The following is a 25,026-nucleotide window of genomic DNA, read 5'->3' as shown; positions in this document are numbered from 1 at the left end:
CACCAAAAGGCTTAGATTTTCGCCCTGGGGTTCAAGAGCGTGCGAGCGATGCGCCGCGCAAGATCGGTCGAGCCACGCCGTGCCAAATCATCGGCCTGTGAAAACCGGCGTGCGCCCCACATCAAATTGCCGGCCAGGCGCAACGGAGCGCCGATGATCGGATGGGTCGCCGTGAACACGCGCCTCCAGTGCTGGAAACGGATCATCGGCCGCTGTGCGCATTTTGCCGGAATGTTGGTTCCGAAGAAATGCTGCAGGGCGAGGAGCTGGGTGTCGAGCGCATTGCGGGCGCGCCGATCCGCCATGGATGCCCGCAGCGCCGTCCAGTCCACGTCCTCCCTTTCCGCCAGTCGCGCCAGATCATGAAGGTGCCGCAGATCAATCCTTCCGCGCCAGTAGTCCCCCTCCTTAAGCAGGTCGTGCACGATCCAGTGCAGGGCGCGGGACCGGACAGACGGAATATTCACCCGCAGCCCGTTTCGCCGGACGAGCTTGGGCAGCTCAAAGCCGTTGCCCCTGCTCGGCCGGAGCTCCAGCATTCCGGCGTCCTGCTGCCGGACCATGCCTCGGGCGCCCCCCATCTCGACGTAGCCAAGCTCCTCGAGGCAGCTTCGCGCGACCGCTTCATCGGCCGGTTCCACGGCCAGATCGAGGTCGCTGGTCATCCTGCTGGGGACCCGATCGATCGGGGAAAGGAATAGGGGAACGGCCCCCTTGAGCAGGAGCGGAACGATGCCGCGGCGGTTGAGGGCCGCCACGGCTTCACGCAGTTGGGCTCGCAAGCGCAGATTTCGTTCCCGATTGCAGCCGTGAACGAACCGAAGATACTTGCGTACGTCCCGCGGGAGCCGACTGATCTGGCCGGCCCGCAACAGCGACGAGAACAAGTCCGGCGTGAGCAACGTGCGATTGGCCAGAGCAATCACCGCACGCCAGTCGGCCGCGTCGGCCGGACAGCCGCGAAGCCCCGCGACCAGTGCCTCAAGCGCGTTGCCTCGATGCTTCATCGGCAAGCTTTCGCGATCAGCTCTATTGCATCATCGAGCTTTGAATAGGTCAGGCGGTAGGTCTGCGCCGATCCGATGAGTTGGGTCAGCACGTCGAACGCGGCGCCACTCAGTTCTGGGCCGGGTGCAGACGCGCCGTTGAGCAGGACGCGCAATGCGCTGGCCGGATCGACCGGTTCCAGGCACGCTTTCGCGTCGCGACCTCGACGAAGCTGGATCACACTGCCGATGGGCGCAGGAGAAGGCGGCACGAACTGCCCCGGCACGGCAAACCGAACGCGCCTGCGGTCCGGGCGGCGACAGATTGGGACAGCGTCGATATCGGGGTAATATTCGGCCACAAGCGGCCATGCTCCCGCCTTGACCGCGGGGGCAAACGGAAGCCCCACGCCATGCCCCTTGGCGTCCAGCAGCGTCACATCATCGGATGCGAAACGGAACCCTGCATGAACCAGCGCCAAGGTCAGCGTTGTCTTGCCCGCGCCCGGATTGCCGCAAAGAAGCACGAGGCGTTCATTGCCGACCAGCGCAGCCGCGTGCAGGGCAAGTTCGTAGGCGCCGTGATCGAGGACCTCGGTCAGCAATTGCCCTTTCAGCATGACGGGCAATTCATCGCGCGAACAAGACAGGACCCATCCGTCGTCCCGAAACAGGTGGACCCGTCGGTCGTGTTCAACCACCTGGAGCAGAATGTCGGCAGCCTCTCTTCGGACCTCGAGATGGCGAAATACGGAGACGGCGGGAAAGGCGCAGGCGGCCGGATACACGATGCGTATGGTAAGGCCCGCAACGGCGACCACCTGACTCACGAGCTCCTGAGCCGATGATGGAGAGAACGGCGCGCACGGCCGTATCAGGCTCAGTCGCTGCCAATCCCCAAGCGCTGCCTCGACATGCCTGTTTGCCTCAAGCCTATCGACGCCGCTGCGGGCCATCTCGACCGAGATGGCCTGCGGCGATGTGCCTTCCTCCAGAAAGCGCCAGATGTCGGCAGCAGTATCGTTGACGGCGAAAATTGCCCGCTGGGATGGGCTGAACAAGATGTTTTGCCCCCTGACGCGGGCCAATCGCCCTTGGGTGACAAACCTCGCAGCGTGATCGGCAGAAGCTGGCGACATGGTTTCATCGACCGCCTTGTCCTGTTTCATCGCCTTCCTCTCGTCTACCATGCGGTGACGGTCTAAACTGTCGTTTGCAAAGCTGGCGGCAGCTTGCTGCCGGCGCGACTTCTCACAGCGCTTCGTCGGTGAACCGGGCCACGTCCCGATGCGCTGCGACCCACTGGCGATACGCCTTGTTCCAATATCCGCGGGCATCGGCGCCCGTCAGCACCTTGAACCCGGACGGCGGCAGCGGAAATTTGAACGGAATTGGTTCGTCGGGCAGCCACAACAAAGCGTTGTCGCGACTTTCAACCGTCAGCCCCCACGTTCTTTCGAGACGACGCAATCCACGCATGTTTGCCGAAGTCAGCGCGAAAACCGATCCCGTGATCCTCAACCTGGGTGACTGATCGACAGCCTTGATCGGCGCTTGATGTGTGATCTCGCCTTTGGAGAGAAAGGCGTGCATGCGAATGAGGGTTCGGTCGATCCGCACGGTCTCCCCTGTCCCGTCCCGTTCGTTCGACGCAGGATCCACACTGATCCCCGAGAAGCACCCGTCGAACAGGCAATCTTCGACCGTGCCGCTGAGGAGATAATCGTTCTCCACCGCATCATCCCTGACCTCGCTGAGCCAGCACCCTTTGAGGTGAAAGCCGTCGGCCCGCTCGGCCAGGCGGATGCCGTCCCAGCAGCGGCGCACACGGACGCCTTCTATTGTCGCATTGGCGGTTCCGTCCCTGACAAGCAGGGCCGCGCTGTTGCAGTAAGTATCCCGCCAGTCGGAGGTCAGCGGCACCTGACCGTCGAAGCGCCCTCCGAGGAAGTGGACGCCGGGGCAGTTGCGGATGACGACCGGATAGCGATTGACCGGCAACGTCCCCTCGTCGCAGCCCATCATCGCGCTGGGATCGCTGTTCCTGCTGTTGGCGACTGTGAAGGAAGCGTTGCGGGCGTCGACCGTCGTTCCGGCTTCGAGATTCCGAATCGATTGTTGCTCGTAGCCGTAGTCACCCGTCAGGACGAGTTGCTTGCCCCTCGGCGTCTGTCCTTCCGCTTGGCACGAGCCCGGCAGCAGAGCGCACACGGGATACAAACCGGCAAGGCCTATGAACGAGCGGCGATCCATCCCCATGCTCATCGATCAGCCGAATCACATGGCCGATGTCGTTCCAGACAGGCCAAAAGCACCGTCTCCAGCGCTCTTTCAGCCACGTCTTCGGGCGACGCCAGTCTTTCCACGTCGACTGACGCCAATACGCCGACGTGATCTTCCGTTCCCATTTCCTTCTCAAGATCGGCCGTCAGCTCACGGCAAGTTCGATCCGCCGCCGACCAGAGATCGAGGTCGCGGCCAGGAGACGCCCTTTGCATTCGCGAGGATTGATCGCCCCTCTTCAGAAGTCGATCCCGCGCCACGCCGGTCTCGGCGCGAAGATGGACGAAAAGCATGTCATCGACGCCAATGTCAGACAGGATATCAACCCACCTCTCGGAAGTTGCCCGGCGCTTGCTCTTCAAAAATATAGACCAGAAGCCCTGCAGCAATCCCTGATCCATAATGACGATGGCGTTTTGTCTTGGCCTCTCGCTCTGAACGAAGGCAACCAGAACCCACATGTTCCAGGTCACCCTGACTGCGTCGGCAATCGATGACTGTCCGCTTTCGAGGACGAAGCGGGCTATTCGCATCAGCAGCGAGCGAAACTCACGATCCTTGATTCTTGGGGCGACAATGCCGACCCTGTAGATCTGCCGGCTGATGAAAGTTCTTGTCCCCCACGCCATTCGCACGTCGCCGACCAGCGGGCCGCAACGTCGCAAACCGTTCGCCAACAGACTGGAGGCGGTTGTCTTTCCGACCCCGGGCAGACCAAAGAATTCCACAAATCGGATGTCTGTTTGAAGCGCGCGCGTTCCGACGCTTGGCGGAAGTCTTGCCGCCAGGTCGCGAACCGCGTGCGAGGTCATCGGATTAAAGCGCTAAGGTTGACTCTTGAAGATCAAAGAACCAGGAAGAGGCTCTTCCTCTTTTCTTCATTGCTGGAATAGTTGAGGTCCGGTCCCGGCATGCAGCTCTGGCTTCTGGTCGAGCCCGGTCTGCAGTGATCGCTGCATGCCGCGGTAGACCATGAGCAACGCCAGCGGCAACCAGAAGAAGGCCGAGGTTGATGGACCGAAGGAATCGCTCATCTGGTTTGCGACGAGGTAATTCCACACGGCGACCGACGTTCCGAGCACCATCACGTTCACTTCGGTCGCTTGCTCGCCCTTCCCCCTGTCGACCAATGTGTGAAGAACGGAGCTGATCAGATAGGCAACGACCAGCACAACGATAACCGATACCAACGCCAGGCCGGGCACTCCCAGCGTTCTGAAGGCGTCGATGAACAGGTTGTGGCTATGCGGAGCGATGTCGCCCACCCACTGGCCTGCCCCCACTCCCATGAACGGATGCGACAGGCCGAGATCGATCGATATGGACCACAGTTTCTGCCGCGACACGATCGAATGCGCCTCCCCTCCGGAAAGCTGAAGTGACAGCAGCCTGTAGGCCCGCGGATTGAGGAACTGCAATGTCGCCAAGCTCAACTGGAACAATATCGGAGCCGCAACGGTCCCGGCGATCACTGTTACTGGGCGCTGCCTCCTTATCACCAGATAGACGCTGTATAGCCCGAAGAACGTGCCGAGACCTGCCACGCCAAGGACGAAGTTTGTCTTTGAGCCCGATTTCACCAAGCCCAAAAGCCCCGCCAGAAGGCAGCCCGAGAGGAGAATCCTGTGCCTTCGAGAAGCGACCAGCTTCGCGGCGACAAGCGGCAGACCGGCCGACAAGGCAATTCCGAGCTGGTTTGCGTGCTTGAAATAGCCCTCCGCCCGATCGGCGAACCGAGCATCGCCCAGCCCGATGGCGACGAGGCAGGATGTCGCAGCAACCATGATGACCATCGCCATCCCGATCCTGTCGATTGCCTCGAAACCCCTGGGCCTCGCGGCGATCACCGCAATCGTCGGAATAATGGCGAAACCAAATACCTGCGCGAAGACCGCGCGCATGGTCCTGATCGGATTGTCTGCATGAAGCGCCGACAGCAGGGACAGAACCATGATGAAAGCAGACATCGTCAGCACGGCAATCGCCAAGCCCGCTTCGGTTCGGTGAAGGCGTTTTGTCGCTTCGGCATAGGGAACGATACTTACCAGGGCGCAGAACAGGGCCAGCAAAAAGGAAAGCGAACCATCCGTCCCGGCGATCCGCGTGGCGCCGGGAAACCATATCGACACGATAAGCAAAAGGATGGATGCCTGCAGCATAGATGGAGACGTCACGCTGAAAGCGCTATGCGGCAACTGTGCGCCGACACTGCTCAGCCCCGCTGAGCAACGTCCAGCGGCCTTTTCGTCCTGATTGGCTGCGCCCGGGAACAGGGCTCCGTGCCACCATTCAAGACATGCTGCCGCACCGCGGGTGAATGTTCCGCGTACTATTCCATAAGCAGCGTAGGCTGAGCGCCTGGACAAGGAAATGAGCGAAAACGCGTCATTCGGAGAAGGTGTCCTACGCCTTTTGTGCAAGCAGCGGAGATGCAGCGATTTCCCGCCACCTGGTTGAGGCCGTCAGGCAGTGCGCCGAGATTGAGAGTTGGTACGGATTCGCAGATGTGGGAGACTTGGGACACGGCACACTTTTGAGTCTTCCACATTATAGGAGATCGCCGTGTTTTGGGGCCTTGTCGCTGTCGGCGCGATCGGCATCTTGCTGGGATTGCGCGTTCGTGCGCCTGCGCTCATCGTCGCGACCGCGGCGACTGTCGTGGTCGGCGCCGTTGCAGGCGGCATTGGCAGTTTGTTTGATTGGCACCGCCTGCTTTCGATCATGCTCCTCGTTGTCACGCTGCAGTGCGCCTACCTGCTCGGCCTCCTCCTCGGCGTCATGTGGCGTCGGATGCCCCCGGAGCAATGACGGCCGCGGCTGCCATCTCCGTCGCCGCCGGTGCAGTTCCCGCGGTCTCTGCGGCAAGGACATGCATGAGGAAGAATTTGCGATCCGCTCGTTCAGGACGCGTGGTCGAATTTCATCACGGCGAAAACGGTCCGCGCAAGAATGACGACATCGGCCCAAATGGACCAGTCTCGCACGTAGCGGCTGTCGATGGAGACGCGGCTGGGATAGTCGATTGCGTCCCTGCCCGTCACCTGCCAGAGGCCGGTCAGCCCCGGCCGGGTTCGGAGATAGTCGATCGCGCAGGCGCCGTAACGTTGCAGTTCGTCCGGGACGACCGGTCGAGGGCCGACACAACTCATTTCGCCGCGCAGCACGTTGATGAGCTGAGGCAACTCGTCCAGGCTTGATTTCCTGAGAATGTGCCCGAGGAACGTGATGCGCGGGTCATTCCTGAATTTCCAGTTCTGCTCCCATTCCTTGGCAGCTTCGGGGTTGTTCGCAATATAGTCGGCAAGAACCTGATCGGCGTTGGCGACCATTGTCCTGAACTTGTAGCAGGCGAACCGCTTGCCGTTGAATCCGACCCGGGTGTGCGAGAATATTGCCGGTGAACCGTCGGTCAACAATATCAGTAGAGCAATCGCCAACATGACCGGGGCGGCGAGGACAAGCGCGATCGATGCGACCGTCACGTCCATGATTCTCTTGCGACGCCCCCCCAGCGGGCGATGGTTTTGACCCACGCTGATGCCGGGTCTGCGGGGATTCATGCCAAATGCGCTGATTGTCATGAGTTTCGCCAACGAACGCGGCTGGTTTTCCGCTCCCAATTTCACAGCGGCTGGTCATCCTCGGCAAGAACCGCAAAGGAGGTAGCGCCGCACCCGACCCTGATTACCCGTTAGCCTGATCCGCGCCTTGCAGGCATGATGGCAATAAGCCTTCTGATCAAATGACGTGTCACCAAGCACCCGTTTTCTGCAGTAGCAGTTCGGGCGGGTTCGGCTGTATTGCGGGAGCGACACAGGCCCGCAAAAGGCGTCCGCCGACGCAATGCATGAAAAAGCGTGCGCATCGCGTCCGGACGAGATCCGGCAGGACAGTTTGTTCCGCGTCAGGGATGTGAGCCTATCTGACAGTGGAGACCGCGCAACGTGGCGCCCAGCCTGAAGCCTTCGCCCCGTGATTTCCCTGCAAGGCCGCTTGCTCGTCATGCTGCCGAGATCGACCATGCGGAAGCACTGGCTATTGTGCGCAACCAAATAGCCTCGCTCGATCTCGATCTCTCTGGCCTCACCGTGGTCGTTGGCGCTTCAACAGGATACCACGCGGTGACCGCGACAGCCGCGGCGCTCGCCAATGCCGACCGCGTCATTGCGCTCGCCCGCATATCCGCCAGACATCCGAACCTGGCGGCGGCCGCAGACTCGACATTGGCATTCAGCAAATACGCCAAGGTCTCCGCGCGTGTGGAAGTCACACACCGCATCGACAGCCGCAAATGGCAGGACGTGGACGTCCTCACGAACTGTCCGCAGGTCGCGCCGATTTCGAGATCGCTTATCGAACTCTTGCCCTCGCGAGCGGTCGTTTCGCTGATGGCTGAACCCTGGGAGCTTTGGCCAGGCGCTGTCGATTTCGACGCCTGCGACGAGGCCGGCATCAAAGTTGCGGCTCCCAATCTCGCCCATCCGGCCATAGACCTGCTGCCGGAATTCGCGCGGCTGTGCTGCGCCTTTCTTGGTGACGCCGGCGTCGATCAGCGTGGCGCCAGGGTCGCCATCGTCTGCGACACGCCTTGTGCGCCGTTCCTCGAGCATATGCTGCGCGAAGGCGGGGCGAGGGTAAGCGTTTTTTCGCACCCGGCACTCCTGAGCGACGACGCATGGGATGTGATCGTCGTCGCGATGCGACCCTCCGACAAACCACCAATGGACATCAACTGCCTCGGCCGTATTGCCCGTAACTCGCGCCATGCGCTGCTGTTGCAGTTCAGTGGCGGAATCGATCGCTCGGCCGCCAGCTATTTCGGTCTCGGGGTTTGGCCGCCGAAGCGGCCCGCCCGTGGTCAGCTAGGCCTGCCGCTCGACCTGCTCGGAGCCGCTCCGGTGATCCGCAGACTGACGGGAGGGCTGAAAGCCGCCGAAGCTGCATATCGCAACGCGGAGTTGGGCGAAGACAGTGTTGGATTTCTGGTGAAGGCAGGACCCGAGACGGTTGGCCGGAAACGTGCCTGAACAGTCGCCCGAACGTATCCGTTTCGCCAAAGGCCCCAAGCTGGCGCCCAACTTTCCTGACTCCCGGATCTGAGCTGCGGCCTCACAGAAACCCGCAGCTCCGATCCGAGGCAAAGGTGCCCAGCAGTCGTACCGCCGGACCCGCTAGGCAGAGACCGGTCGAGGAGCTTCAAAGCATCATCTGTCTGAGCTTGTAGGCTACCTCCGTGCGGTTCGTAGCCTTCAGTTTCTTCATGATGTTGCGGATATGGACCTTGACGGTGCTCTCACAGAGATTGAGCTCGTAGGCAATTATCTTGTTCGCCTTGCCTTTCCTCAGCGCCTCCACAACCGCCGCCTCTCGTGCGGTGAACATGCCGGTAAGCGGGCGGGCGCCGTTTGCTGTCGAATGGATGATCTCGCGAAGCGCTAACACTGGCGGGCACAAAGATGCCTCCGGCGCGAGCCAGGCCGATGGCCTCGGCGGCGACCTTCACCTTCACGCTTGTGGGAATGTAGCCTCGGGCGCCGCATTCAAGAGCCGCCAGGATTTCCCCCGGCTCATCGGAATCCACCACGACGATTACAGGTACCGTGCCAACCTCGCCAATGAAATGCACGAGCTCCGCCCGAACGCTTTGATCGGTAACCTTTCTGGCCCCCAGGATGACGAGGATCGCGGATGGCTCCGCCTCGCCGTCACTATGCTGGATCTCGTCAAGCGATCCCACCGCGCTGACGCGCAAAGCGGGATTGTGTTCGATAAGGCCACGAGCAAGGCATTCGCGCTCAAGTGCCCGCTTGTCGACAATTACAACCAGGCCTTCGCTTGGCTGTCCTTCTTCAGCATCGGACCTGTTAAGGCCGGTAGCGCTCGGCAGATGCCCATTTGGTACCGGTCCTGTTGCGTCGCTCCAAAAATCGGAAATCTGAGGATGTCCCATCGCCTTTTTACTCCTCTCCGCCGCCGACCTTGCTTTCTCCCTTTTTGTATTTGCTCCCTCGCAAAGCCATGTCGAAGGCATGAACTGATACGCTCGTCTACCCGTGTGGCAGGCTGCCTAAATGTTGACTGGGGATTCTGGGAGTAGAGCACACGCCATCGCAACGTCCGGACGTATGGCACCCCCGCTCCATTGAGGTAACTCAGCCTGAGAGGCATACTACGATGCTGTGGAAAACGCGCATTAATCCCGGTTAACAATTTGGTAATTATATCTTAGGTGGCTAATATGCCCGAAAGGATTACAATCTGAAGTTGTGCATACATAAAGAAACACCAAAAAGACGAACGCGAGATCGCCACGGGCCGAGTGCGGAACCTTGCGATTTGGAGGAAACGGAGCCACAATTTTTGAAAACTTATTGACCTCGGCTGTCAGTGCCCCCACCCAACCCCTGCAGTCGAGGTTCCTTTTTTGGCCGTACGCGGCGTTGCCCGGACGGGCAAAAATGGCGGGGAGCACCGGCGAGCGGATAGCTCGCTACGATCGGACCTCCGGCATACCGACCGCCTTTCGGCTGATAGCTTGTCTATGCCGTGGATCAGGTGTTGATGCGCTCAACCGAGGTCAGCAAGCCTCGATTAATGCATGTCGCCAGTGTGCAGCGGTTTTGGGAGAACGACATGCATCAAAACAAAGATTTAAAGCGCGTCGCCTGAATCCGTTTCGACGCGGCGCGCCTTAGACAGGCACTGCGCGCTCCATGGCCAGTTCGGCTTCCAGGCTCTCGACATCCCGGAAGATCGAGGCGGCAGCCAACGTGCGCCCTCCCCTCTTGAAACGCAGCAGGCAGTCCCTGGCGGCGATGTCGCCCTCGACCACGATCTCTTCCCATCGTTCGGCATGACCGACATAGTTGATCGGGACGTCGTAATGCTGGCTCCAGAAGAACGGGACTGCAACGTACTTCTCGCGGTATCCGAGCATATTGAGCGCCGCGGTTTGACCCTGTCTCTCAGCAACCACCCAATGTTCGACCCGGATATTCTCGCCGCTGTGGGGATCGGGCCACCGCGCGATGTCGCCGGCAGCGAAAATCCCTGGCTCGCACGTTTCCAGGAAAGCGTCAACGGCGACGCCGCGGTCAACGACCAACCCTGCCTTCTCGGCAAGCCCGGTGCGCGGCCGCACACCAATGCCGGCGACGACGAGATCCGCCGCCAGAGTACTGCCGCCGCTCAGTCTCACCGTCCCGCCGTCGATGCTGCTTAAGGTTTGCTCGAGATGGAACACGACACCCTGCTGTTCATGCAGGGCGCGGATGAAGTCGCCCATCTGCGGACCCAGGATACGCTCCATGGGCCGCTTCTCAGGCGCCACGACATGGACGTCGATAGCGCGCGCACGCAAAGAAGCGGCAACCTCGAGCCCGATGAAACTGGCGCCAAGCACGACCGCACGACGTGCGGTGGCAGCTCGCGCGATGATCTCCGTGCAGTCCGCGAACGAACGCAACGTGCGGACATGCGGCTGGCCGGCGCCGGGGACGGCCAGGCGAACGGGTTCCGCCCCGGTCGCAAGCAGCAGCCTGTCATAGGGAATCCTGCCCCCATCCGCGAGGATGACCTGCCGCGCACGGGCGTCGACATGCATGGCTTCCGTGTTGAGCCGCAGGTCGATGTTGTTCTTGGAATAGAATTTTTCGCCGCGGAGCGGGATCCAATCCTCAGGGGCTTTTCCGGCGAGGTAGTCCTTGGAGAGGTTTGGCCGATCGACGGGCGGCGATTGGTCGTTGCTGAGCATTACGATGCTGCCTTGGAACTGCTCCCGGCGCAGCATTTCGGCCGCTGCGAACCCCGCCGCGCCGCCGCCTATGATGACGATTTTCTCAGGCACCTGGCCGGAGCCCCCGGAGCGCGGTTTCGGAGCCGTCCGTTTCAGTTTCTCGCCGACGAATATGCGGCCGTCCCGCTGTTCGACCGCCCAGCAGGCAAGAGGATTGAGCGCAGGGGCGCGTAACGCTTCGCCCGTCCGCAGATCGAAGCAGGCATGGTGCCAGGGACAGCGGACGGTATCATCCGCGACAAGGCCGTCGACGAGCGGCCCGCCGTAATGCGTGCATGTCGCACTGACCGCGAATACGTCGGTTCCGCGGCGCACCAGCAGCACTTGGTCGTCGCCACATCGGCCGGCCAGCTTGCCGCCGTCAGGAAGGTCCGCGAGCGCGATGCCCTGAATCAGATCCGGTCCGGTCGACTTGCCTTGGTCCTGGGCCATTGCCTTCTCCCGCGGCGATAGGCTCGGAATTCAACGGCAGTTTCTCGCCATTGGGGACATCCTGCAAACGAATTCAATCGGCAGTCGGGTGCAAATTTCATGATAGGAACCGGACTGCTCGCGTTCGTCGCGCAGATCGCGCCTTACTGAACTACCCGAGAGTTTGACTGGCAAGGGCATAGGTCATCGGTGCGGTTGCGCCGCCGACGGAATAATCGGCGAGGCGCTTGCCCATGGACATAGTCAGCACCGTGTCGAAGACAGGCATTCCGCTGTGCGACAAAAATGCGGCGAACTCGCCGCTCTCCATGTGGGTATCGACCCGCAGGAAGCCACCCGAATGATCGGCCACGTGCGGCCGGACCACCGCGATGGCATCGGCATCCCGCTGCGCCACCACCGGGCCGATGACGTGGCCGCGGCCGAACGGCCGGCACAGGGCAAAGGCCTTGAGCCGGCCATCGTCGAAGAGCCCGTAGCCGACGGATTGATCGAGCAGCTTTTGGACGAGTGCTTCCCTACGCACCCCGAAACCGGCGGCGTCGAGTGGGATGATCGCTTGCAGGTGCTCCGCACGCAATTGCCGCACCTCGCCATGCGCCTTGCCCATGCCGGCCGATCCGATCGCATGGACAACTCCCTGGCATTGGTAGACGGTCCTCTCCGGCTGGAAATCCAGCGAAAGATAAAGCCGCCTTGCCGCCCGGGTTGCGTTGAGACGCAGGTTACGCCCGGCGACCTTATCGAAGACCCGCTTCATCAGCCACTGCCCTGCCCCCAGCGTCTGCAGTCTCGGCGAGGTGATGACCATTCCGACCGTCGCGAAATCGGCGCCATGTGGGAACCACATGGCCGAGCCGAGAACGCGGCCGATATCATCGAGCGCCACGAACCCGTGCCCGCATTCGCGCAGGAACTGCCAGTCTTCGGCTCGATGCGGCCATCCCACGGACAAGGAGTGCGCGTGCAACCGGTCGAGATCGATGCCATCGACGTCGCCGATGCGCATCGAGAAGGTATCGATTTTCAAGCTTCCGGACGGCTTCAATTTCATGCCTCTGAAAGATTGCCTGACGGGTGCACGCAATGGCCGCTCCCGCCCTGCCAACGCTAAACAACCAGACCGATACGATTTGCTCGAAAGCCCCGCTCCAACGCAAGATTCAACTGAAACACTTCCGCTTTCGGCACGCAATCGCGAAAGAAAGCCCACATCCTCTGCCGAATTGCTGCAGCATGCGGTCGACGGCACCAATCCCGGCGAACCCAAAATGCTTTTTGAGGACAGGAATGGACGTCCTAGACATCCTCGACCGTCTCGTCGCCTTTCCATCGGTCGCCGGCAAGCCGAACGGCGACATTGCCGGCTGGATCGAGGCCAATCTCGCCGAACAAGGAGCAAAGGTCACCCTGCTTCCGGGGCCGGAAGGCGACCGTTCCAATCTTTTCGCGACGATCGGTCCAGCCGATGTCCCGGGCTACGTCCTGTCCGGCCACATGGACGTCGTCCCCGCCGGCGAGCCGCAATGGAGCTCTTCTCCCTTCGCGCTGCGCCGCGACGGCGAGCGGCTCTACGGGCGCGGCACTACGGACATGAAGGGGTTCCTTGCTGCCGCGCTTGCGGCCGTGCCGCACGTGGCGGGCATGCGCCTGGCCAGACCGATTCACCTTGCCTTCTCCTATGACGAGGAAGTGGGATGCCGCGGCGTGCCGCATCTGATCGCCCGCCTGCCAGAACTTTGCGCCAAGCCGCTCGGCGTCATCGTCGGCGAGCCAAGCGGCATGCGCGCCGTGCGCGGCCACAAGGGCAAGGCGGCCGCCCGCGTGACGATGCGGGGCCGCACCGGTCATTCCTCGCGGCCCGATCTCGGCCTCAATGCCATCCACGCCATGGCCGAGGTGCTGAGCGCGACCGTGAGCGAAGCCGGGCGGTTGACGCACGGTCCGTTCGACCCTGCCTTCGAGCCCGCCTATTCCTCGCTGCAGGCGGGCGTGATCGCGGGTGGACAGTCGGTCAACATCATCCCCGACACCTGCACGCTGGACCTGGAGGCGCGCGCCATACCCGGCGTCGATCCGGCCGGCTTGCTCGCACCCGTCAAGGCAAGGGCCGAGGCCTGCGCATCCGAAGGCTTTCAGATCGAGTGGACGCCGATCAGCGCCTATCCGGCGCTGTCGCTGCCGCAAGACGCTGCACTGGCGGCATTGCTGCATGGGCTTACCGGCGAAGAGCCGCTTGCCGCCGTCAGCTACGGCACGGAGGCCGGGCTTTACCAGGCCGCCGGCTTCGACGCGATCATCTGCGGCCCCGGCGATATCGGCCGCGCCCACAAGCCGGACGAATATATCCTTGCCAGCGAACTCGCCGCCTGCCAGCGGATGATCGAGGCGCTGGGCGCGGGCTGCGCGGTCTGAGGGCACCGGAATGACATTCCTGTTCAACTCCGATGCGCGCCGCGGGGCTGTCTTCGCAGAAGCCTTTGCCAAAGAGTTGCCCGACCTCCCCTTCGCCATGGACGCCGCGACGGTCGATCCCGACGCCGTGCGCTATCTGATCACCTGGACCGTGCCGGAAAATCTCGCCCGCTACAGGAACCTCGAAATCCTGTTTTCCATCGGCGCCGGCGTCGACCAGTTCCGCTTCGACGCGGTGCCTGCGCACGTGAAGATCGTGCGCATGATCGAGGACGGCATCGTGCGTATGATGCAGGAATATGTGGCGCTGGCCGTGCTTGCCCTGCACCGCAACCTGCCGGACTATCTGGCGCAGCAGCGCGCCGGCGAATGGCGCGATATCCCTCAGCTCCAGGCCGCCTCGCGGAGGATCGGCGTGCTCGGCCTCGGGCAGCTCGGCCACGCCGTCCTCGACCGGCTGAAGCCCTTCGGGTTTCCGCTTGCCGGCTGGAGCCGCTCGCCGCGGCGGATCGAAGGCGTGATCTGCCATCATGGCGAACTCGGGCTGGATGAGATGCTCGCGACCAGCGACATACTGGTCTGCCTGCTGCCGCTAACCGAGGACACGCGCGGTTTTCTCGGTGCCGGCTTGTTTGCGAAACTGCCCAAGGGCGCGGCGCTCGTTCACACCGGCCGGGGGCCGCAACTCGACCATGAAGCGCTTATCACCGCCCTCGACAGCGGCCATCTGTCGGCGGCGATGATCGACGTGACCGATCCCGAACCGCTGCCCAAGGGCCATTCGTTCTGGTCGCATCCGAAGATCATCCTGACCCCGCATGTCGCCAGCGTCACCCAACCGGCGACCGCGGCGCGGGCCGTCATCGACAACGTGAAGCGTCACCGCGCCGGGCTCGATCCGATCGGGCTCGTCGACCGGTCGCGCGGCTATTGAAATCCAACGGAAAGGCCATCCTTTGTCCCTGCTCAAGACCGTCGATACAGACCCAATCTTTTCGCCGCGCGAATCCAAGGCGCTGCCCGAACGGCTGATTGCCGGCAATCCCGCCTTCAAGACCTGGGCACAGGATGTCGCCAAGGACGACCTCGTCCATACCGGCGTCTGGGAGGCGACGCCGGGCGAGACGCGCTCGATCAAGGGCGACACCTTCGAGTTCTGCCATATCCTCTCCGGCGTGGTCGAGATCACGCCCGACGCCGGCGAGGCGGTGACCTACCGCGCCGGTGACAGTTTCGTCATGAAGCCTGGCTTCACCGGAGTCTGGAAGACCATCGAAACGGTGCGCAAGATCTACGTGACGGTCGGCTGACAGGCGCTGATCTGCGCGGAAGATTTTGCCGTCCCCCGCGCTTGGCACGCAACTTTCGTCGGCTGCGGATCGGCGAACAGCGCATGCTGCGTGCCAGCACGCGCTAGGCTCGGGCAAATGCTCGAAAGTGATCGCCCCATGACGTTGAGCTTCGAATGAGCCTGAGCTTCGATCCCGACAAAATTCCCCTCCCCGTCGGCCATTTCGTTGGCGGGGAGCTGATTTCGGCCGAGGGCCGCATCGAGATGCGCCGCCCGTCGGACGGCAAGCCATACACCGCCTGCCCCGTGGCCAGCGCGGACATGGTCGACCGTGCGGTGGAAAGCGCCAAGGCGGGGCTGAAGGCGAGCAATTGGGGCGGCGTCCGGCCGCGCGAGCGCACCAGGGCACTCCAGGCCTGGGCCGACCTGATCGAAGCGGAAGCCGAAACGCTCGCCAAGGTCGAGGCGTTGAGCTCGACCCGGCCCGTCGGCCAACTCGTCACCGGCGACATCGCCGTCACCGCCGAGCAGATCCGCTTCTTCGCCGAATTCGCCGACAAGGAAGGCAGCGACCTCGTGCCAACTGACGACGCCAGTCTCGGCATGATCATGAGCGAGCCCTATGGCGTGGTCGGCGCGATCACGCCCTGGAATTTTCCGATCTCGATGGCCGGCTGGAAGCTCGGCCCGGCGCTGGCTGCTGGCAACGCGGTCGTGCTGAAGCCGTCCGAGATGACGCCTTTCTCGGCGGTCTACATGGCGCAGCTTGCCGTCAGAGCGGGTCTGCCGGCAGGACTAATCAACGTGGTTCTCGGCGACGGTCCGACGACCGGCACGGCGCTGACCGGCCATCCCGAGATCGCCAAGGTCAGCTTCACCGGCTCGACCCGCGCCGGCTCGGCCATCATGGAGAACGTCGCCCGCACCGGCGTCAAGCCGATGACGCTGGAACTCGGCGGCAAGAGCCCGCAGATCGTGTTTGCCGATGCCGATCTTGACAAGGCGGCGACGGCAATCGCCGGCAGCGTCACCTTCAACGCCGGCCAGGCCTGCGTGGCCGGCACGCGCCTGATCGTCGAGAAGAGCGTCGCCGACAGCCTGACGGCCGCCATACTGGAGAAGATGAAGGCGGCGCGTCCCGGCCCGACCTGGGACGAGGCGACGCAGTATTCGCCGATCATCTCGGAACGGCAGCGTGCACGTGTCGACGGCATCGTGCGGGCCGCGGTCGAGGCCGGCGGCGAATGCCTGACGGGTGGCGGCGCAATGGATGCTCCCGGCTATTTTTATGAGCCGACGCTGATTGCCAATGTCGATCAGGCCAATCCGGCGATCGTCGAGGAGATCTTCGGCCCGGTTCTGACGGTTCAGACCTTCGAGGCCGAGGAGGAGGCCCTGGCGCTGTCCAGCCACCCGACCTATGGGCTGGCCTCCGGCCTCTTCACCGCCGACCTGTCCCGCACCATCCGCCTCGCGCGCAAGCTCGAAGTGGGTACGGTCTGGGTCAACCGCTACAGCCGCTCGCGCGACCACATCCTGCCGACCGGCGGCTACAAGCGCTCCGGCATCGGCAAGGATCTGGGGCGCGAGGCCTATCTCGCCAACCGCAGGACCAAGAGCGTCCTGATCAGCCTCTAGAGAGATGCCGATGAAGTCCTACTCGATCGCCCTGATCCCCGGTGACGGCATCGGCCGTGATGTGACCGCCGCTGCCTGGACGGTGCTGGAAATGGCGGCCCGGCATTCAGGCTTTGCCGTAACCGGAACTGAGTTTCCCTGGTCCTGCCGCTTCTTCAAGGAAACCGGCCGCATGATGCCCGAGGATGGCATCGAGACCTTGCGCGGCTTCGACGCCATCCTTCTCGGCGCCGTCGGCTGGCCGGCGGAGGTGCCCGATTCCGTTTCTCTCCACGGCCTCCTGCTGCCGATCCGCAAGGCGTTCGTGCAATACGCCAACATCCGGCCGCACCGTCTGCTGCCGGGCGTGAGGGGCCCGCTGCGGACCGAAAGCTTCGACATCCTGTGTATCCGCGAGAACACCGAAGGCGAATATTCGGGTGCCGGCGGGCGCGTGCATCAAGGCACGCTGGACGAGGTGGCGGTGGAGACCTCGATCTTCACCCGCGCCGGCGTCGAGCGCATCCTGCGCTTCGGCTTCGAGCAGGCGCGGGCACGCCGGGGCAGGCTTGCCTCCGTCACCAAGTCCAACGCGCAGAAACATTCGATGGTCTTCTGGGACGAGATCACGCACAAGCTGGCGGCAGACTATCCGGATGTCGCGGTGACCAGCTATCACGTCGACGCGCTCGCCGCGCGCATGATCATGGCGCCGGAGAGCCTCGACGTGGTCGTCGCCTCCAACCTCTTCGGCGACATCCTGACGGACATCGGCGCGGCGATCCAGGGCGGGCTCGGCTACGCCGCTTCCGCCAACATCAATCCGGACCGCTCGGCGCCGTCCATGTTCGAGCCCGTGCACGGCTCCGCGCCCGACATCGCCCATCTCGGCATCGCCAATCCGATCGCCGCCATCTGGTCCGGCGCGATGATGCTCGACCATCTGGGCGAAAAGGACGCAGCCGGCCGTGTCACGAAGGCGCTCGAAGCGACGACCGCTCGGGGCATTAGAACCATCGCCGGCAAGGACAGCACGGACGCCGTCACCGCCGCCGTCGTGGCGGCGCTCAACTGATTGCAAGGTCGTTTTCTATGAAAAACCTGAAAGATAAAACGCTCTTCCGCGAGGCCGGCCTGATCGGCGGCAAATGGGTCGCGGCCGGTTCCGGCAAAACGGTCGATGTCGTCGATCCGGCGACACAAGTGTCGATCGGCACCGTGCCCGACATGGCCGGTCCCGACACACGCGCGGCCATAGATGCCGCGGCTTCCGCCTATCGGTATTGGAAGAAGAAAACCCACGCCGAACGCGCTGCCCTTCTGGAGGCCTGGCATGGCCTGATGCTCACGCATCTGGACGACCTCGCGCTGATCCTGACCACGGAACAGGGCAAGCCGCTGGACGAAGCCAGGGGCGAGATCCGCTACGGCGCTTCCTTCGTCAAATGGTTCGCCGAGGAGGCACGCCGCATCAACGGCCATACCATCCCCTCGCCCACGGCCGACCGCCGCATCATCGTGCTGAAAGAGCCCGTCGGCGTATGCGGCATCATCACGCCGTGGAATTTTCCCAACGCGATGATCACCCGCAAGGTCGCGCCGGCGCTGGCCGCCGGCTGCACGGTGGTGATCAAGCCCTCCGAGTTCACGCCCTATTCGGCGCTGGCCCTTGGCGTGCTCGCCGAACGGGCCGGCATCCCCGCCGGCGTCATCAACATCGTCACCGGCATGCCGGCCGGGATCGGCAACGAGATCATGGCGAACGAGACCGTGCGCAAGATCTCCTTCACCGGCTCGACCCGGGTCGGTTCGCTGCTGATGCGCGGAGCGGCTGACAGCGTGAAGCGGCTCAGCCTCGAGCTCGGCGGCAACGCGCCCTTCATCGTCTTCGACGACGCCGATCTCGATCTCGCCATCGAAGGCGCGCTCGCCTCGAAATTCCGCAATGGCGGCCAGACATGCGTCTGCGCCAACCGCATCCTCGTCCAGGCCGGGGTCTATGATGCCTTCGCCGCGAAGCTCAGCGCCCGCGTCAACGCCATGACGGTCGGGCCAGGCACTCAAGCCGGCGTCGCCATCGGGCCGATGATCAATATGGCGGCGGTCGAGAAGATCAACCGCCACGTCGAGGACGCGCTCGCCAAAGGCGCCGAGATCATCACGAAGAGGCCAGCCTTGCCAGAGGGGCCGCAATATGTCGCGCCGCTGGTGCTGACGGGCGCTACGAACGAAATGCAGCTCGCCGGCGAGGAAACCTTCGGCCCGGTCGCGCCGCTTTTCCGTTTCGATACGGAAGAGGAGGCGATCGCGCTCGCCAACGGCACGCCCTATGGGCTCGCTTCCTACTTCTACACCGAGAACCTGAAACGCGCCTGGCGCGTCGGCGAGGCGCTGGAGTTCGGCATGGTGGGGCTCAACACCGGCTCGGTCTCGATGGAGGTGGCTCCCTTCGGCGGCGTCAAGCAATCCGGCCTCGGGCGCGAGGGCGCGCAGGCCGGCATCGAGGAATATCTCGAGATGAAGAGCTTTCACATGGGAATAGGGCAATAGGGAATAGGCAACAGCCTACCTCACCCTGTCGAGCGCCTTGTAGTAGAGGCCGACCATCGGCAGGAACCAGGGCTTGCCGGAATAGCCGGGAATGGCAGGCCACTCGAGCCCCTTCATCGGATTGCGGTCCTCGCGGCCGAGCATGGCATCGGCCATGATCATGCCGAGATGGGTGGAAAGTTGCGCGCCGTGGCCGGAATAGCCCATCGCGTACCAGACCCCGTCATGGTAGCCGGCTCGCGGAAAACGGTCCTTGGTCATGTCGACCAGCCCGCCCCAGCAATAGTCGATCTCGACCTTGGCGAGTTGCGGGAAGATCGCGGCGAGGCCTGCCCGCAATATCTCTCCGCTCTTGGCGTCGGAGCGCTGGTCCGAGGTCGCCGAGAAGCGTGCGCGACCGCCGAAGATCAGGCGGTTATCCGGCGAAAGCCGGAAGTAGTTGCCGATGTTCATCGAGGTCACGCATGTCCGGTTGCCCGGCATGGTCGCGGCGATCTCCGCGTCGCTCAGCGGCCGCGTGGCGATGATGAAGCTGCCGACGGAGATGATCCTGCGGCGGAAAAAGCCGAAATTCGGCGTCGTGTAGGCGCCGGTCGCCACCAGCACATCGTTGGCGCTGATCCGGCCGCGCGATGTGGTCAGTTCATGTCTGGCGCCGGCCTGCTTGCGGTCGGTCACCGCCGCATTCTCGTGGATGACGGCGCCATGGCGAGCGGCGGCCGTGGCGAGACCCGCCACATAGCGGCCCATATGCATCATGGCGCTTTTCTTCGACAGCATCGCGCCATGGAAGGGCGAGCCGATCTCGGACTTGAGATCGGCCGCCGACAGCAGCGCCGTGTCCGGATCGACCTCGGCATGGACGGCCTCGAAATTGCGGGCGATCGCTTCGAAATGCTGCGGCTTGGAGGCGAGCTTCAACTTGCCGGCGCGGCGGAAATTGCAGTCGATGCCTTCCTCTGCGACCAGCGCCTCGATGGTCTCGACGGATACGTCCAGCGCGCGGTAGAGGGCGATAGCCCGCTCCTTGCCGAGCTCCGCCTTGGCCGAGAGATAGCTGTGGGCGAGGCCGTTGTTCAGATGCCCGCCATTGCGGCCGGATGCGCCCCAACCCACCCGCTCCGCCTCGAGCACCGCCACCCTCGCGCCGGCCTTCGCCAGCTGGCGCGCGGCGGCGAGGCCGGTGAAGCCGCCGCCGATGATGGCGACGTCATAATGCCCCTCGACCGGGCCTTGCGCCCCGCCGGAGAAGACAGGGGCCGTGTCGTGCCAATAGGAAACGAATTTCATCGGCAATCCGCCTGTTTCAAAGCCCGACCACGCCCGGCAGACCGGAAATATCGGCGATCTCGACATAGCCATAATACGGGTTGGCCGGTTCGTGGCCGCGGTTGACCCAGACCTTGTTCTTGATGCCGAGATCGTGCGCCGACATCAGGTCATAGCGGAACGAAGACGAACAATGAAGGATATCCTCCGGCCTACAGCCCAGCCTATCGAACATATACTCGAAGGCCTTGAAGCGAGGCTTGTAGGCCTGAGCCTGCTCGGCCGTGTAGACGGCATGGAACGGCGCGCCGAGCTTCTCGACATTGGACATGATCTGCGCGTTCATGGCGTTGGAGAGGATGACCAGCGGAATTTCCTTGGCGACCTTCGAAAGCCCCGCCGGAACGTCCGCATGCGGCCCCCAGGTCGGGACGCGCTCATACACCATCCTGGCGTCGTCGGCACCGAAGGCGACGGCGTTGCGCTTGCAGGCGCGCTCAAGCGCGTTGTGGATGACGTCGGCATAGGGCTTCCAGTCGCCCAGGATCTCGTCGAGCCGGTAGGCCGCGAAGTTCTTGATGAATTCCAGCATGCGCGGCTCATCCAGCCGGTTGCCATAGAGGTCGCGCGCCGCTTCCGCCATCTGGAAATTGGTCAACGTGCCGTAGCAGTCGAAGGTGATGTATTTGGGCCTGAAAGTAGCCATGTCCGTCGATCTCCGGTGGAAGCACATCCGCGTTGGATGTGTTTCATCATAGGCCGGCAGGCGGCGAGCCACCTGACCGAAAAGCGCCTCGCGAAAGCAGAAAGTTCTGTATCCGTCGCCCGGTTTGGCACGCTGTAGCATCTTGAGCGTCGATGAATGCGCCGGTCGACGGCGTGAAGCCTGTCCAGTTCGATAGGTGCCAGCACAAGATGCGGTGCGCACCCCGCGCTACGGCGAAAGATACCGCCGAAGCCGAGACCTTCAGACGATCTGCGGCGCGCCGATGCCCGAGACTTGGAAGCAGACGGAAGGATGCTCCATGCAGCAGGGCGAGATCGAACTCCAGGACTTCGGGCCGGACCATATCGAGGGCGCGGTGGCGCTTTCTCGCCAGGAGAATTGGCCGCATCGTCCGCAAGACTGGCAGATGGCGCTGCAGCTCTCCAGCGGCGCGGTAGCGCTCGACGACCGAGGCCGGGTCGCCGGAACCATCCTGGTCACGCCATACGGCGCGGACTGCGCCATGATCAACATGGTGATCGTCGACAGGAACGCGCGTGGCAAGGGGCTCGGGCGGCGGCTGATGGAACAGGCCTTCGCGCTTGCCGAGAACCGTCCGCTGCGGCTCGTCGCGACGACCGACGGCATGCCACTCTATCAGAAGCTGGGCTTCGTGCCTTCCGGCACGATCCTGCAGCATCAGGGCAAGGTCACGGAGCTTCACACGCCTGACGGCGTGCAAGCCGCAAGCGCCGACGATCTGCCGGAGATCAAGGCATTGGACCGCGACGCCTATGGCGCCGACCGTGAAGCCTTGATCGATGCGCTGGCCGAGCGCGGCCAATTCGCCGTTATCCGCCGCAACGGGGTCATCGAGGCCTATGCCGCGATCCGCCCGTTCGGACGCGGCGAGGTGATCGGTCCGGTCATCGCGGGGAGTGCCGGTGACGCCAAGGCCTTGATCGGCTTCTTCGCCGCGTCGCGTCCCGGCGCCTTCCTGCGCGTGGATACCGACAGCAGGACCGGCATCGCCGGCTGGCTGACCGAAATCGGCCTCGCCCATGTCGGCGGCGGTGTGGCCATGGACCGCCCGTCGAAGAAGGACTCAGAACAGGTCAGGCCGAAAGTTTACGCCCTCGCCAATCAGGCGCTCGGCTAGAGCCGGATGATCTCGGATCGAGTCGATCCGAAGTCTGAATCCGGCTCTAAATCAAAGAGATAGAGCATGATGTCGTCCGAAAACCGCCTCACACTTTTCGGCATCATGCTCTAGTCACGAGGACAAACAATGCTCGCCAATTCCCTGATCGAACTCGACCGCGCCCATCTGATTCATCCGGTCTCCTCGTATCGCGGCCATGAGGCGCTCGGCGTGCGCGTGCTGAAATCGGCGAAGGGAGCGACGGTGACCGACGCGTCCGGCCGCCAACTCCTCGACGGTTTCGCCGGGCTGTGGTGCGTCAATGCCGGCTATGGCCACGACAGCATCGTCGAGGCGGCGGCCCGGCAGATGCGCGAGCTTCCCTACGCCACCGCCTATTTCGACCTCGGCTCGGAGCCGGCCATCCGGCTCGCCTCGGAACTGGCCGAGCGCGCGCCGGGAGACCTGAACCACGTCTATTTCACGCTTGGGGGGTCGGACGCGGTCGACAGCACGATCCGTTTCGTCCGCTACTACTGGAATGCCAAGGGCGAGCCGAAGCGCGACCAGTTCATTTCGATCGAGCAGGGGTATCACGGGTCGTCGGTGGTCGGCGCGGGGCTGACCGCCCTGCCCGCCTTTCACGCCGGTTTTGGCATTCCCCTTGATTGGCAGCACAAGATCCCCTCGCCTTACCCCTATCGCAACCCCGTAGGCGAGGACGGGAACGCGATCATCGCCGCCTCGCTCGCTGCGCTGAAGGCCAAGATCGAGGAAATCGGGCCGGAGCGGGTCGCCGCCTTCTATGCCGAGCCGATCCAGGGCTCGGGCGGCGTCATCGTCCCGCCGAAGGGCTGGATCAAGGCCATGCGCGAGCTCTGCCGCGAACACGGCGTCCTCTTCATCGCCGACGAGGTGATCACCGGCTTCGGCCGCACGGGGCCGCTGTTCGCTTGCACCGATGAGGACATCGTTCCCGATTTCATGACGACGGCGAAAGGGCTGACCTCGGGCTATGTGCCGATGGGCGCCGTGTTCATGGCCGATCATGTCTACAACGTCATCGCCGATGGCGCGGGCAGCGCGGCGGTCGGCCACGGCTACACCTATTCCGCCCATCCCGTCAGCGCCGCCGTGGCGCTCGAAGTGTTGAAGCTCTATGAGGACGGCCTTCTCGAGAACGGCGTTAGAGCCGGTGCCCGCCTGATGGCGGGCCTGTCGGGCCTGAGCGACCATCCGTTGGTCGGCGAGGTGCGCGGCCGCGGCATGCTTGCGGCGATCGAACTGGTGGTCGACAAGGAGAGGAAGACGCCACTTCCCGCCTCGGCGATGCCGGCGCGGCGGGTCTTCGACAGGGCCTGGGACAACGGCCTCATCATCCGCGCTTTTGCGCACGGCGTTCTTGGGTATGCGCCGCCGCTCTGCTGCACCGACGGCGACATCGATGCGATCGTCGAGCGCACGCGCCGGACGCTTGACCAGACGCTGGACGATCCCGATGTCCGCAAGGCCCTTGCATGAAGGGCGATGAATTTTTCGCATCTCGAAATATCGCCGGGGCCGACGATTTCGCAATTTTGTGCCGCAGCCCCGCGCCTTTTCGGCGAATCCAGCGCGGGGGAAGTGCCAGACTGCTTTTAAAGACAAGGCCAGAAAGCCCGAATTTCCGGGCTTTTGAAGAAGGTGGACGCCCTGAGCAGCACGGAATTTTGTTCTGTTCAGCACCAAGCAATTCAGCCGCGCGCAGAGGAGAGCTAGTTCTTGGCCAGGGCCTTTAGCGAATTCAAATACATGACCTTCGATGTGGTCGGCACGCTGATCGACTTCGAGGGCGGCATAACGAGCTGCCTGGCCGGGATTGCCGCCGAGGCTGGCGTTGCCGTCGACGGCGAAGAAGCGCTGGCCCTCTACCGGCAGGCCCGCTACATGCCCGACGCGGGCCTGTTCCCCGACGATCTCGCGCGCGTCTACATGGTTATCGCACCGCGGCTCGGCCTGCCGGCCAACGAGAAATACGGCGTCCGCCTGCGGGATTCGGCCGGCATCTGGAAAGGCTTCCCCGACAGCGCGGCGGCATTGGCCGAGCTTGCGAAGTCCCACAAGCTGATCGCCATGACCAATGCCAGGCGCTGGGCGCTCGACCATTTCGAGAAGCAGCTCGGGTCGCCCTTCTTCGCCACCTTCACCGCCGACGATTGCGGCACGGAGAAACCGGACCCGGCGTTCTTCCAGAACGTCTTCGATTTCGTTGCGTCCTGCGGCGACAGCAAGGACGACATCCTGCACGTCGCGCAAAGCCAGTATCACGACATCGGTATCTCCCGGGCGCTTGGTTTGACCAATTGCTGGATCGAGCGCCGTCACGCCCAGAAGGGCTATGGCGGCACGATCGAGCCCGAGCGCTTCACCGTGCCGGACTACCACTTCACCTCAATGGCTGCCTTGGCGGCCGCCGTGCGGGAAAGCCTGAAGGAACGAACCTGAACCCAAGCCCGGAAAGCCGCAGCAAGACGAGCATACCGACCAAACCGACAGAAAGGG

At 63.3% G+C, this 25,026-nt stretch carries 22 protein-coding genes; 11 read left to right on the top strand and 11 right to left on the bottom strand.

The window, feature by feature from the left end; all coding sequences use genetic code 11:
• Nucleotides 1-11 precede the first annotated feature (11 nt).
• From EJ071_RS18085 to EJ071_RS18065, 5 genes are all read right to left on the bottom strand, one after another.
• Nucleotides 12-1,007 (bottom strand): nucleotidyltransferase family protein, encoded by a 996-nt coding sequence (locus EJ071_RS18085; RefSeq protein WP_126099061.1) that lies wholly within the window; start codon nucleotides 1,005-1,007, stop codon nucleotides 12-14.
• On the bottom strand, nucleotides 1,004-2,155 hold the full coding sequence (locus EJ071_RS18080; RefSeq protein WP_126099060.1) for a PqqD family peptide modification chaperone: 1,152 nt from the start codon (nucleotides 2,153-2,155) through the stop codon (nucleotides 1,004-1,006). Before EJ071_RS18080 ends, EJ071_RS18085 begins: the two co-directional genes overlap by 4 nt.
• Before the next feature lie 82 nt (nucleotides 2,156-2,237).
• Nucleotides 2,238-3,239, bottom strand: a complete 1,002-nt coding sequence (locus EJ071_RS18075; protein WP_126099059.1) for a hypothetical protein — start codon at nucleotides 3,237-3,239, stop codon at nucleotides 2,238-2,240.
• Between the two features lie 8 nt (nucleotides 3,240-3,247).
• Nucleotides 3,248-4,081 (bottom strand): AAA family ATPase, encoded by an 834-nt coding sequence (locus EJ071_RS18070; protein WP_126099058.1) that lies wholly within the window; start codon nucleotides 4,079-4,081, stop codon nucleotides 3,248-3,250.
• A 66-nt stretch (nucleotides 4,082-4,147) separates the two neighbouring features.
• Nucleotides 4,148-5,428 carry an O-antigen ligase family protein gene (locus EJ071_RS18065; RefSeq protein WP_126099057.1) on the bottom strand — a complete coding sequence of 427 codons (1,281 nt, stop codon included), beginning with the start codon at nucleotides 5,426-5,428 and terminating at the stop codon, nucleotides 4,148-4,150.
• A 403-nt stretch (nucleotides 5,429-5,831) separates the two neighbouring features.
• Between EJ071_RS18065 and EJ071_RS18060 the strand changes: the two genes are divergently transcribed.
• Entirely contained in the window at nucleotides 5,832-6,077 is a 246-nt protein-coding gene (locus tag EJ071_RS18060) for a hypothetical protein (RefSeq protein ID WP_126099056.1), read from the top strand.
• Between the two features lie 92 nt (nucleotides 6,078-6,169).
• Here the strand turns inward: EJ071_RS18060 and EJ071_RS18055 are convergent, their stop codons facing one another.
• Nucleotides 6,170-6,850, bottom strand: coding sequence for a sugar transferase (locus EJ071_RS18055; RefSeq protein ID WP_245460284.1), 681 nt, complete (start codon nucleotides 6,848-6,850; stop codon nucleotides 6,170-6,172).
• Between the two features lie 363 nt (nucleotides 6,851-7,213).
• Between EJ071_RS18055 and EJ071_RS18050 the strand changes: the two genes are divergently transcribed.
• Nucleotides 7,214-8,296: a hypothetical protein gene (locus tag EJ071_RS18050; RefSeq protein ID WP_145965078.1), complete on the top strand. Its 1,083-nt coding sequence runs from the start codon at nucleotides 7,214-7,216 to the stop codon at nucleotides 8,294-8,296.
• Between the two features lie 169 nt (nucleotides 8,297-8,465).
• Here the strand turns inward: EJ071_RS18050 and EJ071_RS40255 are convergent, their stop codons facing one another.
• The 3 genes from EJ071_RS40255 to EJ071_RS18035 form a co-directional block, all read right to left on the bottom strand.
• The gene (locus EJ071_RS40255) at nucleotides 8,466-8,723 is read right to left on the bottom strand and encodes a LuxR C-terminal-related transcriptional regulator (RefSeq protein WP_348628153.1); all 258 of its coding nucleotides are present in this window, start codon (nucleotides 8,721-8,723) and stop codon (nucleotides 8,466-8,468) included.
• 1,237 nt (nucleotides 8,724-9,960) lie between these two features.
• On the bottom strand, nucleotides 9,961-11,496 hold the full coding sequence (locus EJ071_RS18040) for an FAD-dependent oxidoreductase (protein WP_126099054.1): 1,536 nt from the start codon (nucleotides 11,494-11,496) through the stop codon (nucleotides 9,961-9,963).
• 151 nt (nucleotides 11,497-11,647) lie between these two features.
• Entirely contained in the window at nucleotides 11,648-12,550 is a 903-nt protein-coding gene (locus EJ071_RS18035; RefSeq protein ID WP_126102634.1) for a GNAT family N-acetyltransferase, read from the bottom strand.
• A gap of 236 nt (nucleotides 12,551-12,786) precedes the next feature.
• Between EJ071_RS18035 and argE the strand changes: the two genes are divergently transcribed.
• The 6 genes from argE to EJ071_RS18005 all read left to right on the top strand — a co-directional run bounded on the left by argE (nucleotide 12,787) and on the right by EJ071_RS18005 (nucleotide 19,369).
• Nucleotides 12,787-13,911, top strand: a complete 1,125-nt coding sequence (gene argE / locus EJ071_RS18030) for an acetylornithine deacetylase (protein WP_126099053.1) — start codon at nucleotides 12,787-12,789, stop codon at nucleotides 13,909-13,911.
• A 10-nt stretch (nucleotides 13,912-13,921) separates the two neighbouring features.
• Nucleotides 13,922-14,845, top strand: a complete 924-nt coding sequence (locus tag EJ071_RS18025; protein ID WP_126099052.1) for a glyoxylate/hydroxypyruvate reductase A — start codon at nucleotides 13,922-13,924, stop codon at nucleotides 14,843-14,845.
• Between the two features lie 22 nt (nucleotides 14,846-14,867).
• Nucleotides 14,868-15,221 (top strand): cupin domain-containing protein, encoded by a 354-nt coding sequence (locus EJ071_RS18020; RefSeq protein ID WP_126099051.1) that lies wholly within the window; start codon nucleotides 14,868-14,870, stop codon nucleotides 15,219-15,221.
• Between the two features lie 155 nt (nucleotides 15,222-15,376).
• Complete coding sequence (locus EJ071_RS18015) at nucleotides 15,377-16,840, top strand: aldehyde dehydrogenase family protein (RefSeq protein ID WP_126099050.1); 1,464 nt, start codon at nucleotides 15,377-15,379, stop codon at nucleotides 16,838-16,840.
• A gap of 10 nt (nucleotides 16,841-16,850) precedes the next feature.
• Nucleotides 16,851-17,894, top strand: coding sequence for a tartrate dehydrogenase (locus EJ071_RS18010; protein WP_126099049.1), 1,044 nt, complete (start codon nucleotides 16,851-16,853; stop codon nucleotides 17,892-17,894).
• Nucleotides 17,895-17,911: 17 nt separating this feature from the next.
• Nucleotides 17,912-19,369 (top strand): NAD-dependent succinate-semialdehyde dehydrogenase, encoded by a 1,458-nt coding sequence (locus EJ071_RS18005; protein WP_126099048.1) that lies wholly within the window; start codon nucleotides 17,912-17,914, stop codon nucleotides 19,367-19,369.
• A 15-nt stretch (nucleotides 19,370-19,384) separates the two neighbouring features.
• Here the strand turns inward: EJ071_RS18005 and EJ071_RS18000 are convergent, their stop codons facing one another.
• Both EJ071_RS18000 and EJ071_RS17995 read right to left on the bottom strand, forming a co-directional pair.
• Nucleotides 19,385-20,659: an FAD-binding oxidoreductase gene (locus tag EJ071_RS18000; RefSeq protein WP_126099047.1), complete on the bottom strand. Its 1,275-nt coding sequence runs from the start codon at nucleotides 20,657-20,659 to the stop codon at nucleotides 19,385-19,387.
• Between the two features lie 16 nt (nucleotides 20,660-20,675).
• On the bottom strand, nucleotides 20,676-21,344 hold the full coding sequence (locus EJ071_RS17995) for a haloacid dehalogenase type II (protein ID WP_126099046.1): 669 nt from the start codon (nucleotides 21,342-21,344) through the stop codon (nucleotides 20,676-20,678).
• A gap of 319 nt (nucleotides 21,345-21,663) precedes the next feature.
• Between EJ071_RS17995 and EJ071_RS17990 the strand changes: the two genes are divergently transcribed.
• From EJ071_RS17990 to EJ071_RS17980, 3 genes are all read left to right on the top strand, one after another.
• The gene (locus EJ071_RS17990) at nucleotides 21,664-22,503 is read left to right on the top strand and encodes a GNAT family N-acetyltransferase (RefSeq protein ID WP_126099045.1); all 840 of its coding nucleotides are present in this window, start codon (nucleotides 21,664-21,666) and stop codon (nucleotides 22,501-22,503) included.
• 129 nt (nucleotides 22,504-22,632) lie between these two features.
• Nucleotides 22,633-24,006 carry an aspartate aminotransferase family protein gene (locus EJ071_RS17985; RefSeq protein ID WP_126099044.1) on the top strand — a complete coding sequence of 458 codons (1,374 nt, stop codon included), beginning with the start codon at nucleotides 22,633-22,635 and terminating at the stop codon, nucleotides 24,004-24,006.
• 240 nt (nucleotides 24,007-24,246) lie between these two features.
• Nucleotides 24,247-24,969 carry an HAD-IA family hydrolase gene (locus EJ071_RS17980; RefSeq protein ID WP_126099043.1) on the top strand — a complete coding sequence of 241 codons (723 nt, stop codon included), beginning with the start codon at nucleotides 24,247-24,249 and terminating at the stop codon, nucleotides 24,967-24,969.
• Nucleotides 24,970-25,026 lie beyond the last annotated feature (57 nt).

This window comes from Mesorhizobium sp. M1B.F.Ca.ET.045.04.1.1 (genome assembly GCF_003952465.1).
GTDB lineage: Bacteria > Pseudomonadota > Alphaproteobacteria > Rhizobiales > Rhizobiaceae > Mesorhizobium > Mesorhizobium shonense.
Note: the sequence above shows the minus strand (reverse complement) of the source record. Positions and strands in the feature narration are given on the sequence as shown.

Excerpts from the sequence above, each read along its gene's own strand:
- EJ071_RS18085 (WP_126099061.1), bottom strand. The coding sequence starts at position 1,007 with ATGAAGCATCGAGGCAACGCGCTTGAGGCACTGGTCGCGGGGCTTCGC.
- EJ071_RS18080 (WP_126099060.1), bottom strand. The coding sequence starts at position 2,155 with ATGAAACAGGACAAGGCGGTCGATGAAACCATGTCGCCAGCTTCTGCC.
- EJ071_RS18075 (WP_126099059.1), bottom strand. The coding sequence starts at position 3,239 with ATGGATCGCCGCTCGTTCATAGGCCTTGCCGGTTTGTATCCCGTGTGC.
- EJ071_RS18070 (WP_126099058.1), bottom strand. The coding sequence starts at position 4,081 with ATGACCTCGCACGCGGTTCGCGACCTGGCGGCAAGACTTCCGCCAAGC.
- EJ071_RS18065 (WP_126099057.1), bottom strand. The coding sequence starts at position 5,428 with ATGCTGCAGGCATCCATCCTTTTGCTTATCGTGTCGATATGGTTTCCC.
- EJ071_RS18055 (WP_245460284.1), bottom strand. The coding sequence starts at position 6,850 with ATGACAATCAGCGCATTTGGCATGAATCCCCGCAGACCCGGCATCAGC.
- EJ071_RS18040 (WP_126099054.1), bottom strand. The coding sequence starts at position 11,496 with ATGGCCCAGGACCAAGGCAAGTCGACCGGACCGGATCTGATTCAGGGC.
- EJ071_RS18035 (WP_126102634.1), bottom strand. The coding sequence starts at position 12,550 with ATGAAATTGAAGCCGTCCGGAAGCTTGAAAATCGATACCTTCTCGATG.
- argE (WP_126099053.1), top strand. The coding sequence starts at position 12,787 with ATGGACGTCCTAGACATCCTCGACCGTCTCGTCGCCTTTCCATCGGTC.
- EJ071_RS18025 (WP_126099052.1), top strand. The coding sequence starts at position 13,922 with ATGACATTCCTGTTCAACTCCGATGCGCGCCGCGGGGCTGTCTTCGCA.
- EJ071_RS18015 (WP_126099050.1), top strand. The coding sequence starts at position 15,377 with ATGAGCCTGAGCTTCGATCCCGACAAAATTCCCCTCCCCGTCGGCCAT.
- EJ071_RS18010 (WP_126099049.1), top strand. The coding sequence starts at position 16,851 with ATGAAGTCCTACTCGATCGCCCTGATCCCCGGTGACGGCATCGGCCGT.
- EJ071_RS18005 (WP_126099048.1), top strand. The coding sequence starts at position 17,912 with ATGAAAAACCTGAAAGATAAAACGCTCTTCCGCGAGGCCGGCCTGATC.
- EJ071_RS18000 (WP_126099047.1), bottom strand. The coding sequence starts at position 20,659 with ATGAAATTCGTTTCCTATTGGCACGACACGGCCCCTGTCTTCTCCGGC.
- EJ071_RS17995 (WP_126099046.1), bottom strand. The coding sequence starts at position 21,344 with ATGGCTACTTTCAGGCCCAAATACATCACCTTCGACTGCTACGGCACG.
- EJ071_RS17990 (WP_126099045.1), top strand. The coding sequence starts at position 21,664 with ATGCAGCAGGGCGAGATCGAACTCCAGGACTTCGGGCCGGACCATATC.
- EJ071_RS17985 (WP_126099044.1), top strand. The coding sequence starts at position 22,633 with ATGCTCGCCAATTCCCTGATCGAACTCGACCGCGCCCATCTGATTCAT.